Annotated in this window: 11 protein-coding genes; 1 reads left to right on the top strand and 10 read right to left on the bottom strand. The window is 47.2% G+C overall.

Annotated elements, in window-relative coordinates:
- Window positions 1-8: 8 nt before the first annotated feature.
- The 10 genes from B2U10_RS05195 to B2U10_RS05150 all read right to left on the bottom strand — a co-directional run bounded on the left by B2U10_RS05195 (window position 9) and on the right by B2U10_RS05150 (window position 12,271).
- Window positions 9-2,003 (bottom strand): beta-galactosidase, encoded by a 1,995-nt coding sequence (locus B2U10_RS05195; protein ID WP_290786120.1) that lies wholly within the window; start codon window positions 2,001-2,003, stop codon window positions 9-11.
- A 25-nt stretch (window positions 2,004-2,028) separates the two neighbouring features.
- The gene (locus tag B2U10_RS05190) at window positions 2,029-2,814 is read right to left on the bottom strand and encodes a carbohydrate ABC transporter permease (RefSeq protein WP_035411101.1); all 786 of its coding nucleotides are present in this window, start codon (window positions 2,812-2,814) and stop codon (window positions 2,029-2,031) included.
- A gap of 13 nt (window positions 2,815-2,827) precedes the next feature.
- The gene (locus B2U10_RS05185) at window positions 2,828-3,790 is read right to left on the bottom strand and encodes a carbohydrate ABC transporter permease (protein ID WP_035411105.1); all 963 of its coding nucleotides are present in this window, start codon (window positions 3,788-3,790) and stop codon (window positions 2,828-2,830) included.
- Between the two features lie 72 nt (window positions 3,791-3,862).
- A complete protein-coding gene (locus B2U10_RS05180) occupies window positions 3,863-5,173 on the bottom strand; it encodes an ABC transporter substrate-binding protein (protein WP_056063835.1) in 1,311 nt (436 codons plus the stop codon).
- Between the two features lie 29 nt (window positions 5,174-5,202).
- The gene (locus B2U10_RS05175; RefSeq protein ID WP_035411111.1) at window positions 5,203-5,685 is read right to left on the bottom strand and encodes a hypothetical protein; all 483 of its coding nucleotides are present in this window, start codon (window positions 5,683-5,685) and stop codon (window positions 5,203-5,205) included.
- A 222-nt stretch (window positions 5,686-5,907) separates the two neighbouring features.
- Entirely contained in the window at window positions 5,908-7,068 is a 1,161-nt protein-coding gene (locus tag B2U10_RS05170) for an ROK family transcriptional regulator (protein WP_290786117.1), read from the bottom strand.
- Between the two features lie 110 nt (window positions 7,069-7,178).
- A complete protein-coding gene (locus B2U10_RS05165) occupies window positions 7,179-7,883 on the bottom strand; it encodes a hypothetical protein (RefSeq protein WP_290786114.1) in 705 nt (234 codons plus the stop codon).
- A gap of 313 nt (window positions 7,884-8,196) precedes the next feature.
- Window positions 8,197-9,045 (bottom strand): MBL fold metallo-hydrolase, encoded by an 849-nt coding sequence (locus B2U10_RS05160; RefSeq protein WP_290774463.1) that lies wholly within the window; start codon window positions 9,043-9,045, stop codon window positions 8,197-8,199.
- A gap of 84 nt (window positions 9,046-9,129) precedes the next feature.
- A complete protein-coding gene (locus B2U10_RS05155) occupies window positions 9,130-11,796 on the bottom strand; it encodes an MMPL family transporter (protein ID WP_290786110.1) in 2,667 nt (888 codons plus the stop codon).
- Between the two features lie 31 nt (window positions 11,797-11,827).
- Window positions 11,828-12,271: a MarR family winged helix-turn-helix transcriptional regulator gene (locus B2U10_RS05150; RefSeq protein WP_035411126.1), complete on the bottom strand. Its 444-nt coding sequence runs from the start codon at window positions 12,269-12,271 to the stop codon at window positions 11,828-11,830.
- A 134-nt stretch (window positions 12,272-12,405) separates the two neighbouring features.
- Between B2U10_RS05150 and B2U10_RS05145 the strand changes: the two genes are divergently transcribed.
- Window positions 12,406-12,597 carry a hypothetical protein gene (locus tag B2U10_RS05145; protein ID WP_035411129.1) on the top strand — a complete coding sequence of 64 codons (192 nt, stop codon included), beginning with the start codon at window positions 12,406-12,408 and terminating at the stop codon, window positions 12,595-12,597.
- The last annotated feature ends 16 nt before the right edge of the window (window positions 12,598-12,613 follow it).

Here is a 12,613-nt window from a genome sequence, read left to right as displayed (position 1 = left end):
CTTCCTCCTTACGTCGTCAGAATCAGTGTCTCAAGTGGTGCGAGCTGGACCGTTCCACGATATGTCCCATCTTTTGTCAATGCTTTGTATGTTCCGTCGAGCGTGACGTCCCGTGCTTCTTTCGTGTTATGGTTCATCAAGAAGAGGAAATCGCGTTGTTCGCCGTGACGACGAATAATTTCAACTTGATCCGGAGCATCGATCATCTCGATGCCAGCCTCTGTGAACGCTTGACGGTAAATTGTATCAATCATCGCATCATCAATCGATGAGCCGATGTAGGTAATCATTCCTTTATAGGCATTGCGCGTCACAGCCGCTACACCCTCGTAGAACGTATCTTCATAGACAGCAAGCGTCTCTGCTGTCGTTGGTGTGATCAAGTCACACCAGAGGCGCGCTGTTGAGGATTGTCCTGACATCTCGCCGATACCTGCCACCTTATGTTGCTGAACGGATTGAAGTGACTCATATTCGTCGATTTCAATACCCGCATACGGTGCGAATTTACCCGGTAACGTCGTCGGTACGACATGATTTTGTGCATCTTTGACACCTGTCCGGTACGTGAAGATGACGTGACCGCCTTGTTCCATGTACGCAATCAAGGCGTCATCGAACGTAGGATTCGTCAAGAAATAGAGTGGAACGATGATCAGTTTATAACGAGATAAATCATCACCTGGGAAGACGATGTCGGTTGCGACTTGTTGACGAACCGCTCCGCCATAGAAGCGGACGAACTCCGTCCTAAAATCAAACGCATCACTGTGCGGCTGATGCGTCCACGCCCAGACGTTTTCTTGATCGAAATAGACACCAACCTTCGCGTCGTAACGGCTCGCGTTAATCTCATCGCCATACGTATTCAGTTCCGTCATGATCTGTTTGACTTCTTCGAATTTCCGTTTCGGTTTTCCATCATGATCGATGATGCCGTGACAGAACTCCTCTGTTCCAAAATGAGCAGCCCGGAATCGGAAGTAGACGATCGCTTCTGCTCCCCGCGCGACTGCTTGATACGTCCAGAGACGAATATGCCCTGGTCGTGGCAAGTAACCGATTTTACTCCAGCCTTGTGCGCCACTCAACTGTTCCATGACCCAGAAGCCTTTTCCTTGCTTCGAAGAGCGGCAAAGATCATGATCGCTTGCCATCTTCTCGAACCGGTTCGGCTCCGGTAAGCCACCCCAGACCGGGTAGTTATCGAACGCGACGTAATCGAGATCTTGCGCCATTTGCTGTTGATTGACCGCCATGTCACTGTAGACGAGGTTGTGCGTGATGAAGACGTTCTCTGGGATGTAGCGACGTAAGACATCGACTTGTAATTTGTTGTAGTACGTATAGCCGTCGGCACAAAAACGATCGAAGTCGACGAGCAGGGATGGGTTATGTTCCTGATAGACTTTACGCGGTACCGGGATTTGATCCCACGCCGTGTACGTCTGACTCCAGAAGACGGTTCCCCATGCTTCGTTCAAAGCATCAAGCGTTCCGTAACGGTTCTCTAACCAGCGCTGAAAAGCAGCGCGGTCGACATCACCGTAAGAACGATCCGATTTCTCATGCCCATATTCATTATCCGTTTGCCACCCGATAACACGAGGATGTTGACCGTATCGTTTCGCCATCTCTTCCGTGATCTTGACGGATAGTCGTTGGTACGTTTCGCTATGGACCGTATAATGGCGACGAGCACCAAAGCTGATCGTCACACCGTTCTCATCGACCGGTAAGATTTCTGGATACTTCGTACACAACCACGCAGGTGGTGTCGCGGTTGGTGTCCCGAGTACGATATCGAATCCTTCCGCACTCAAACGTTCGATGACGTCATCCCAAAAACTAAAGTCATAGACGCCTTCTTCCGGCTCCATCATCGACCAAGCGAATTCTGCGAGACGAACGACGTTGACACCAAGTTCCTTCATCAGTCGGAAGTCTTCCTCCCATAGTGCTCGTGGTGTTTGTTCTGGATAATAATCGACTCCTAAATACATTGTGCTCCCCCTTACGCAAAAACAATTATTTTACTGCACCCGCCGTCATCCCTTTTTGGAAGAAACGTTGGAAGAAGATATAGAAGATCATCGTCGGTAAACTGATCAAAACAAGTGAAGCGTAGATTTTCCCTGGGTCCCCGCCAAGCGCATCCTTGAAGAAACTTGGTGCCATCGTGACTGTCTGATAAGCAGGGTCGGTCATGAACGTAAGAACCATCAAGTACTCGTTCCATGAGTTAAGGAACGCATAGATTAAAGCTGTTGCGAGCGCTGGTTTTGCGAGCGGTAGCATGACTTTGAAGAAGACTTCAAGAATCGTCGCACCATCGATATACGCTGCTTCCATCAATTCGTTTGGCAATTCATCAAAGTATCCTTTGATAAGCATCAGACCGAATGGTAAGAAGAAGGCAACTTCCGCTCCGATCAGTCCCCAGTGGTTGTTCAGCCCGTCAAATGAACGAAGCGTGAAGAACAAGGGTACGATCATCGATGCAACAGGTAACATGAGTCCAGCAAGGACCATGTTGAACAAAAGACGTTTTCCAGCAAACTCAAGCTTCGAGAAAGCGAACGCTGCGAACGCCAAAATCGTGATCGAGATGATGATCATGAAGAAAGCGACAAAGAAACTGTTGAAGACGAATGTCGGGAAGTTCGGGTTTTGTAATGTCGCAATATAGTTATCGAATCCATTGACGCGAAGACTCTCTTTGAACATGACGAAAATTGGGAATAACCAGACGATTGACGCAAGCGCCAATACGAGGTTAATCATCCAGCGGCTTTTTTTAGATTCTACATCCATGGGTCGTTCCTCCTTAGTTATCCATTTTCTTTTGTACACGCAATTGGAAGTACGTGATCAGCAAGGCGATCGTCAGTAGGATGATGGCAACAGCACTCGAGAAACCAACTTCCTGTTGCAACATCGATTTTCGGAATAGGTATGTCGAAATGAACTCCGTCGACGATCCTGGTCCACCAGCTGTCGTGATCCAGACTAAGTCAAACGTCTTCAGACCACCGATAACTCCGAGAATCGACAGAGTGAACGTCGTTCCTTTCAAGTTCGGGAAGACGATGCTCCACAGTGTCCGGAAGAATCCAGCTCCATCGATTTTTGCTGCTTCGAAGATTTCCTTCTCAATCGTCAACATTGCCATGTAGTACATGACCATCGAAGAACCCGTCCACTGGAAGATGTTGATCGCAATGACGGAATAAAGCGCGATATCCGGATCACCAAGCCAGTTCTGCTCGAGGCTACCGAGACCAATCGCACGGAGGAACTCATTGATGTAACCAAACTGGAAATCATAAATTTGTGAGAATGCCGCACCGAGTACGACAGGACTCAAGACGACCGGGAAGAAGAAGACCGACTTCATCGCCGTCCGCAATGGTCCCGGTGTATGCAGGAAGTACGCCAAGACGAGACCGATACCAGCTTGAATCGAAACGGTCAAAATCGTGAAGATGAATGTGTTCTTCAGCGAGAGATAGAAGTCCGGATCTTGGAACATCTCAGCATAGTTGTCGAGTCCGACGAATACTTTGTCAAACGAAATCCCGTCCCACGAGAAGAATGAGTTATAGGCATTATAGAAAATCCCATAATAGATGAAGCTGACGACGAACAAGACGATCGGAGCAACGAAGGCCCATCCGACCATGTTTCGCTTCATGTTCTTTTTCTTCTTCGGTGCGGGCGGGCGTGTCGCCACCGGCTGGAGCGGTTCTGCTTTTGGTTTAATCGGCAATTCCTGTCGCTCTGTCTGCATATCGATTCCCCACTTTCCTCAAGTCCAAAAATCAGGAAGTGGCACGCAGGCGTACCACTTCACTGTCGAGTCTTATTTCGCTGATTGATCCGCTGCGTCTTGAACGCGTTGTAATGATTCTTTCGGATCTTGTCCTGTCGCGATGTTTTGAAGTTCCTTACCGAGGATATCGTTTAATTTCGTATCTCGGATACCACGGCTAGCAACCGCTTTTGCTAATGTGTCGTTTAACATCTTGTACGATTCTTTTTCGCCTTCAGATGTGAAGGCAGCGTCTGAATCGACTTTGACATCCTTGATACCAGGTGCCATTTCAAACTCACCCATGTAGACTTCTTGTCCTTTTCCTTGACTCATGAAGGCGATGAACTCTGCTGCACCTTCTTGTTGTTTCGACTCTTTATTGACACCAAGTGCCATATCGATCGATGCGATGACCGGTTGCTCTGTTCCACCTACTAAGTTCGGGAGTGGAACGAATCCGAGTTCATCTTTGATTTTCCATTTGTCTTTTTTCTCAGCTGTTGTCATCGAGTGTGCTTCCCATGAACCGATGACCCACATCGCTGCTTTTTTATCAAAGAATTGGTTCATCCCGTCATTGTATGTCGCTAGACCAAGCGCTCCTTCTTGGAAAACTTTATCTTTGAAGAGATCTTGCCAGACTTGTGCTGTTTTAACCATTTCGTCGTCTGTCCATTTTGCTTGACCCGAGAGGACTTTTTGAATGTAACCTGGTGCGACCTGGTGGCTGAGGACGTTGTAGACATCGATGTCAATCCATGCATCTTTTGCTCCGAGCATGAGTGGGATGACTTTATCGCCTGAGTCTTTAATCTTCTTGACTGCGCTGACTGTTTCTTTGTAGTTCTTCGGTGGTGTCACACCGTATTTATCAAGCATCGTCTTGTTGTACATCAAGTACGCTTGACCTGTGAAACCAATTGGAACTGCATATTGTTTGCCGTCAATCGTTGTTTGTTCGATTCCGAGCTCAACGAACTTATCTTTCCAGCCTTTACCTGCTGCTTTATCCATGTACGAATCGACCGGTACGACGCGATCCTTGTACTGCTGAATCATCGGTTCTTTCAGACCGATGATGTCTGGACCTTTACCTGACAACATCGCGACCTGTAATTGTTTTTCGTAGTCTTCACTGTATCGTTTGAATTGAACGACGTATTTATCTTGTGATTTATTGAAAGCATCAACGACAGTTTTCCCCGCTTCTGGTTGCGGTGCCCAGCCCCACCATGTGACGATCGTCTTACCGTCTTTTGTTTTCGTTTGTTGCTCGTCTTCGCCACCACAAGCGGCGAGGAATGCGGATAATGTTAGGACTGATGCTGCAGCAACGAGTTTCGTTTTTTTGAATTTCATGTAAGAACTCCCCTTTTATGTGTAAGTAGTCAAGCGTATCGTCTAGCGTGTTCCCCTTCGATTAGTGCCTGTCGGCACCATTCTTCGATCACCTTCGTCTGAATCGGCATTCCCTGTAGCTGAATCAATACACGGGCGATCAATCGAAGACGGTATGCCAGCGTATCGACGTCCGGTCGGACGAAGAGATATAACTCTCCACCCAGCGTCAAACAACCGGCAGAGCGCATGTGTTGCATGAGTGCGCGTAATTCAATGTATCCGCTCTCATTTTTTCGAATGTGTAGCTCGGATGAACGGATCGTCAGGACCCCTTGTACCGATGACATCCGGAATTGAAACACACCGTCACGTCGTGGTCGGACGAGCACGATATCCTGCTCGTCTGTCGGGACATCGCCTGGACCCTGTTCTGTCATCTGTTGCGTTGACCGATGAAAATAAAAACCGCGGATTGCTCCGTAACGCCCGAAAGCTTCACGGTACGAAACCCATGGATCGTGTGGTTCCATTGCGCGATGCCTCCCTTTCCTGCTTCAGCTTGATTAGCCCCTGCTAACCTGCATCCACCTCCACTTAGTTGACCATGAACTTAGTAAATTAAATTTATTATCTAACTTTATATCGACTATAGCACATTGGTTTTTAACTTGTAAACGGTTTCAACAAATTATTTGTTGAATAACAAAACCGATTCCGTGTCTTGCTAGTTTGCAAGACACGGAATCGGTTCATTAAATCGTTTGAAATAAACTATTTGTCGCAAGGGCAGCCGCACTGAGTGCTCCTTGTTTTTCACCCCACGGAACCATCTTGACATCGGTTTCACGTGAAGCAGCGGTCAACGCCGTGTGCTCGACCCGTTCCTTGATTTGATCAACGATCGTGGGTGCGAGCTCAAACATCGGTCCCCCAAGTAAAATCCGGCGTGGATTCAGGAGATGAATCGTATTCAAGACACCGATTCCGATATATTCCCCCGCCCGTTCATATGTACGAACTGCTTGTTCATCGCGTTCGTTTAACCGTTTGCGCAAATCAGCAATCGTCATGACTTGCGGATCCACGACAGCATAATCCCGTAACAATGCTTTTTCGCCTGCTAATGCTTCTAGGCATCCTCTGTTCCCACACGAACAAATCGGTCCATCGAGATCAAGACGCATATGTCCGACCTCTCCCGTAATATGATGTTGTCCGTCGACAAGCTGTCCATCGAGCACATAAGCACCCCCGATGCCTTCCCCGGCATAGAGATAAAAGAATTGTTCGACCCCAACACCTTCACCGAATAATAGCTCAAACGAAGCGAGTGCTCGAACATCGTTTTCGATGAAGACAGGATAGTCAAAGCGTGCTTCAAGTTGTACCTTCAACTCGACGTCATGCAGGTGGAAACGTGGTGCAAACAAGATGACACCTGTCTCCGGATTGACCATCCCGTGGACGGAGATCCCGATACCGTGAATCGTTCCCCGTCCTTGTGTCTGTGCAATCAAGGTCTCGCATAATCGACCAATCGCTTCAATCAATTCTTCATTCGTCTCAAAACGTCCCACGGCTTCGGACTCATGAATCGTATTACCACTTAAATCCGCGACGACTCCGATGAATTGGTGACTTGTCGCATCGATGCCGATGACGTATTGCTCTGTTGCGACGAGTTCGAGCATGATCGGTTTTCGTCCCCCGTTCGATACCCCAAGCTCTCGCTCCGTCACGAGTTGTTCTGCAATCAATTCACTGACGATGTTCGATACCGTCGGCTTCGTTAAGTTCGTCCGTTGTGCTAACTCAACCCGCGAAATCGGTTGATGCATCCGAATCAGTCGCAAGACGAGTGCCCGATTATAGGAACGCATCCATTTAGAATTACGCGGTGTTTCTTTCGCCATGTCCCCATCAACCCCTTTGGTCTGTCTCTTTACTATCTTCGCATATTTTGTAAGGGATTTCACGGTCTCACTTAAAAACCGTTCATCTGCTGAACGGTTTTTGTGCACTTTCATGCTTCGTCATATGGTTGTTCTAAAATCAGGACGCGTGAACCGTCCGGATTCTCGGTCAGTTCGATCTCAACGATTGCCTGACCGACGAGCAAAACGATTGGTAGAGAGGGATCATTCTCGCGAAAGAAACCGATTTTTCCATGGTGTGCGTCCATATAGTCCGCATATAAAAACGTTCCATTGACGTGCAGCTCATCCTTCATTCGATTGAACGACAAGCGCGGGACACCATACCAGGCTTCCCCGTTCAAATAAAGCAAGGGACGCTCGCCGACCGATTCATTCGTCGCCCGCCGGACCTCGATTGCTCCCGTCGTATCGTAATACAATCGATCTTGACCACGTGTCGCGATGACGATCGGATGTTTCTGATACAAGACGACTTCTAAAATTTCATCCGCTTGTTCGACGAAATAACCAGTCTCATCCGACTGGGCAAAACTAATCGTATACAGCTGCATCCAGGAAACAATATCCGTCACTTGAACCGGTTTATGAAAAAGCGCAGAAACAAGCAGTGTTTCTTGCGGAGTCACAATCAGATTGACGGAGATATCCGCTAAGCGGATCGTCCGGATTTGTGTCGAAGGGTACGTATGATCATAACTCGGAACAAGCATCGCTTCATAGTGATCATCCTTTTCGACCAGTTCAATCGATGGCATGCGTCGATCAAAATCCGCAATTTGAATTCGTTTCATCCGACATCTCCTCTCACTTTCACTAACAGTCTCACGCAAGTTATTACCCAATATCTGGTTTTCGTGCACTCCCCTGAATTCAAAAAATCGGAACGCATGCGTTCCGATCATTGTACGTACAGATCATATAGTAGATATAGAATGCCTCCCACGATAACCAAAAATGAAAAGATGCCCGCTTTTCCAAAAAAAACGCGATCGATGGTTTCATCCCGTTCGAATTTTGGCTTTGTCATATAGTACCGCTCCCTTTAACAAGCTCGTAGTACTTTTTTATTTCGACGTCCTCCGTTTTATCCCTTGTTACGATCTGTCATTTCACTCCATTTGCAAAATAGATCAATGTTTCGGTTTCGTCTTCCGTCAACGATCGTCCTGTCTCTTCTGCATATAAAGTCCGCATATCCTTCAGTCGTCCTCCGGTCGCTTCCGTTACACGAATGGCTCGACGCAACATGTTGACCTCTTCTTCAAATTCAGACTTCGGCATCGCTTCTCCATGCGACCAGACATAATAATCGGCTTCTAAACGATCGATTGCCGCTAATAAGCGCTTCGTCCGTTCGACCGTATAATTCCACTTCGATGAAAAGATATCCGCATACATCGCGTCTCCTAAGAACACGACGCGTTCTTCCGGAATGTAGACGAGTAGGCTACCAGGAGAATGATCATTTTCGACTTCAATCAGTTGGCACTGCACGCCACCTAAGTCAATTTCCAATTGTCCAGTAAAGCCAATCGTCGGTAAGACGACTTCAATATCGCGTGTCGTACCAAACTCGAGCTTGATCGCATCCGCACAAAACGGAATCTCGATCCCTTGATCCATTCGTTCTTGTAACGCTGCATCCGTCCAAGCGTATGGTTGCATCTCTTTCATACGGGTGATTGTTTGCTGTGTTGCCATCGATGGCAGACGGAGATGTTTCATTCCAAAAATATGATCCCAGTGCCAGTGGGTCAGGGCCAATAAGTCAGGTGATCCAAGATTGTGTTTTTTCATTTCTTCTAAAAACAAAGCGGCATGGGCTGACGAGTTTCCCGCGTCAATCATCAATTGATGCTTCTCCCCACGCACGACGGCGAGAATCGGGCGATCCGTCTCGCTGACCGGTGTCTGATACCAAATCCGTGAAGTCAGTTGTTTGAAGTATTGCATGTTCTACCTCCTTATACTCTGCTCTTAGTATACGTCATGAAAAAACCGGATTCATCTAGAAGACGAATCCGGTTTGATTAGTTCTTATTTTTTGACATTTGATCGAAACGGCCACCAGACCCCTTTACCAAACGAAACTGTAATCGCTGGAATCAAGAGTGGTAAGACGATTAATCCATACAAAAGTAGACCTGTGATGACAATCGTCGCGATTTGAACGAGACTCAAGACACCAGACGGCATCATCGCTCCGAAGGTTCCTGCAAGAATGATCGCTGCCGTGATGATGACAGATCCCATCTTTTTCATCGACAGGAACATCGCTTCCTTCGTATCGAGTCCCTTGATCGTCTCTTCGCGGAAACGATCGAGTAGGAAGATCGAATAATCGATACCAAGGGCAATCAACATGACGAATCCGAAGAACGGAACAGCCCAACTGATGCCGTCATATCCGAGACCGTTGACGAAGATCAGCTCAGCGATCGACATCGACGTATAATACGTCAGCAATAACGAACCAATCATGAACAATGGCATGATCAACGAACGGAACATGATCGCTAAAATCACAAAGAGACTGATCAACATGACGGTCACTGTTCGTTTGAAATCGGCTTTCGACGTATCATTCAAGTCACTGTTGACGCTTGAAATCCCGCCATATGCGACAGTGCTGTCTTCAAACGGTGTCCCTTTAATCGTATTCGCTGTCGTCTTTTTGATTGCAGCGACAGTTTGAATCGCTTCTGGTGAATACGGATCATCTTCGAGGATGACTTCAAACTTCAATCCGGTTTGCTGATCAATCGCGTAACGGTCAATTGCTGGTTTAAAGGCCTTGTCCGATAACGTATCTTTTGGCACGAACACACCTGTCCCACGGATCGATGTCGCTTGTGCCATCTCGGTTAACAAATTCGAGATGTCATCTAGACCATTACTAATTTTCGCAAGCCCTGTGTTTGCTTGACCAACACCATCCGCAAGTTGTGTCAGCCCACTTCCAAGTTGACCGGCTTGTGCTCCTTGTGAGGCTATTCCACTTGCTGCTTGACTGATGCCAGATTGAACTTGGCTCAATTGACCAGACAAGGCATTTAATGTCCCAATGGTTTGCGGTATATTTTGAGTCGATTGCAGACCTTGACCGACGAGCGTCAACTGTTGGTTGATCTGTCCAAGTCCGTCTGCTGCTTGTTGCAACTGACTTGCTCCTGCTGAAGCCGAGTCTCCTGCCGGTAGTTGTCCTGTAATACCGTTGAGATTGTCTTCAACTGTCGTCAGACCAGACCGAACGTCCGTAAGACCGGCGGTTGCTTTCTTCATGCCGGAAGCAACTTGTTTTAATTGACGATCGACGTAGAAGTCATTAATGATTTCGCCTGTCGGACGAGAAATCGAACGAACCGATTTGACCCCGTCGATTTTCACGAGCTCACGACTCAACTGTTCCGCATAAGGAACTGTCTTTTCTGTAATCAAATCTTTGTCGCTCTTAAGAATGACATTGACCGGGAGCGACTCACCTGCTCCAAATCCATCCGAGATCGCATTCAGTCCTTTGACCGTATCATACTTCGCACCAATCTCATCGACGGTATTAAACGAGAGGTCATCATCGTACGTAAAGAGTGTCGGGACCGTGACGATCGCAACGATGATCATCGCAAGTAAAGGACGACGGATCGATAACCCACCATAATGTGACCACAGTTTGCTATCTTGGTGACTCGCTGCCTTCTTTGACGGCCAGAATAATTTTTCTTTGAGTGTCGCCATGAAGAAGGGGACAAGTGTAAATAAGACGAGTAAGAGGACGGCAATCCCGACCGCAACAGCGACCGATGATTTGAAGATTGGGAAGTCCGCAAACCCAATCGCTGAGAAACCGACAAGAACAGCAAGACCACTGATTAGTAACGTACGCCCTGCTGTCTTATACGTGTTGACGATCGCTGTCTCGACATCGTGTCCTGCCGTCAATTCTTCCTTATACCGGCTCAGTAGCAAGATACAGTAATCCGTCCCAATCCCAAACAGGATGGCAACGAGGAAGATTTGCGTATAGTTCGATACCGGGAATCCGAACCAGTCGACGAAAAAGGCGACGAGTGATTGGCTGATCAGGTACGTAAAGCCCACTGCCACAAGTGGTACGAACGGTGTGACGATGGAACGGAAGACGAGCAGAAGTAGTCCGAAAATCAACCCGACGGTAATCAGTTCCGTCCGCTTCAACCCTTCTTGTGAGCTTGTATTGACGTCATCGTTGATTAACGCTTCACCCGTTAGATAAATCGTTTGATCCTTTGGCAAGAGATCTGTCCGAATTTGTTTTGCCAGTTTGACGATTTCTTCTTGCGAACCGTCGACCGTGATCGGCACAAGGACTGTCTTTTGATCTTTTGAGACGAGCTGTCCTTCCGTCTCTTTGTTTTCAAACGGATTCAGCACATCCGTGACCGGACGATCGAGTGCTTCTAAATCTTTAACGATTTTCCCAATCGACTTTCGATCAGCATCGCTGACTTTGTCTTTGAGCGGAATAACAAGAGAGATCGTTTCTTCACTTGCTCCCGCTTTTTCTAAAATATCTGCTGCCCGCTGTGAGTCAGCGTTATCCGCAAGCTGAATCGCCCCTGCGTCCTCTGCTTGTTTTGCCAAGTTTGGTGCCGTAAATAGTAAACCTACTGTGACGATGAGCAATAATGCAAGAATTGCCCAGCGCCATTTGACGATTTGTCGCATGTCTGATTCTCCTCTTCCTTCTATTCTGTCTTTAGACGTTCAACTGCAGAATCTCTTTGATTTTCTTAAAGGTTTCGATGAACTGGATGATTTCTTCTTCCTCGACCTTTCCTTCAATCAAACTTTCGAGATACGTATAGATTTCTTGCTCCGCCTCTGTCGCAACCAATCGTCCTGCTTCGGTCAACGAGATGTACTTCGTTCGGTGATCATCTTCTCGGCGTTCGACGATGACAAGTCCTTTTTCCGTCAACTTTTTCAGCCGATTGGAAATGGCGCTTTTATGTACGCCCTGTACTGCCGCGAGACGCCCCGATGAGATTGGTCCGTATTTTCCAACGAGCTTCAACACATGGAGTTGTTCCGGTGAATACATTTGCCAAACAGGCGCTTCGACTGACTTCAGCACACGTTCAGTTCCATGGATCATGACTTCTTCGAACAGGAGGACTGCTTCACGTAAATTATCTTTCATTTTTAGTTTACCCCCTAAACTTATGAAGTTAGTTTAGCCCCTCAACTAGTACGTTGTCAACTTTAAACTGTCACAACTCACCACTGCAGAACATGACCATTTTCTGTATGATAAAAGAAGAGAGGAGCATGCTTATGTTGACTTTATTTTGGATCGCATTAGTCATTTGTCTCGTCGGACTCATCTTTACGTTGCGGATTGCTAAGCAACCAGCAGAAGAGCAGTACGATCACAAGACTTCGGCAAAAAATATGTCTTGGATGTATTTCATTTTTCTCCCGATCATTCTGATTTTATTAGGCATTTTCTATTACTTTCTAACGTGACATAAAACAGCACACA

Origin of the sequence: Exiguobacterium sp. UBA7533, assembly GCF_002479335.1 — a bacterium.
Taxonomy (GTDB): Bacteria; Bacillota; Bacilli; order Exiguobacteriales; family Exiguobacteriaceae; genus Exiguobacterium_A.
This window is presented reverse-complemented; position numbering and strand designations above follow the sequence as displayed.

Bases quoted from the DNA above. Each gene is read 5' to 3' on its own strand.
- B2U10_RS05195 (WP_290786120.1), bottom strand. From the start codon at position 2,003: ATGTATTTAGGAGTCGATTATTATCCAGAACAAACACCACGAGCACTA.
- B2U10_RS05190 (WP_035411101.1), bottom strand. From the start codon at position 2,814: ATGGATGTAGAATCTAAAAAAAGCCGCTGGATGATTAACCTCGTATTG.
- B2U10_RS05185 (WP_035411105.1), bottom strand. From the start codon at position 3,790: ATGCAGACAGAGCGACAGGAATTGCCGATTAAACCAAAAGCAGAACCG.
- B2U10_RS05180 (WP_056063835.1), bottom strand. From the start codon at position 5,173: ATGAAATTCAAAAAAACGAAACTCGTTGCTGCAGCATCAGTCCTAACA.
- B2U10_RS05175 (WP_035411111.1), bottom strand. From the start codon at position 5,685: ATGGAACCACACGATCCATGGGTTTCGTACCGTGAAGCTTTCGGGCGT.
- B2U10_RS05170 (WP_290786117.1), bottom strand. From the start codon at position 7,068: ATGGCGAAAGAAACACCGCGTAATTCTAAATGGATGCGTTCCTATAAT.
- B2U10_RS05165 (WP_290786114.1), bottom strand. From the start codon at position 7,883: ATGAAACGAATTCAAATTGCGGATTTTGATCGACGCATGCCATCGATT.
- B2U10_RS05160 (WP_290774463.1), bottom strand. From the start codon at position 9,045: ATGCAATACTTCAAACAACTGACTTCACGGATTTGGTATCAGACACCG.
- B2U10_RS05155 (WP_290786110.1), bottom strand. From the start codon at position 11,796: ATGCGACAAATCGTCAAATGGCGCTGGGCAATTCTTGCATTATTGCTC.
- B2U10_RS05150 (WP_035411126.1), bottom strand. From the start codon at position 12,271: ATGAAAGATAATTTACGTGAAGCAGTCCTCCTGTTCGAAGAAGTCATG.
- B2U10_RS05145 (WP_035411129.1), top strand. From the start codon at position 12,406: ATGTTGACTTTATTTTGGATCGCATTAGTCATTTGTCTCGTCGGACTC.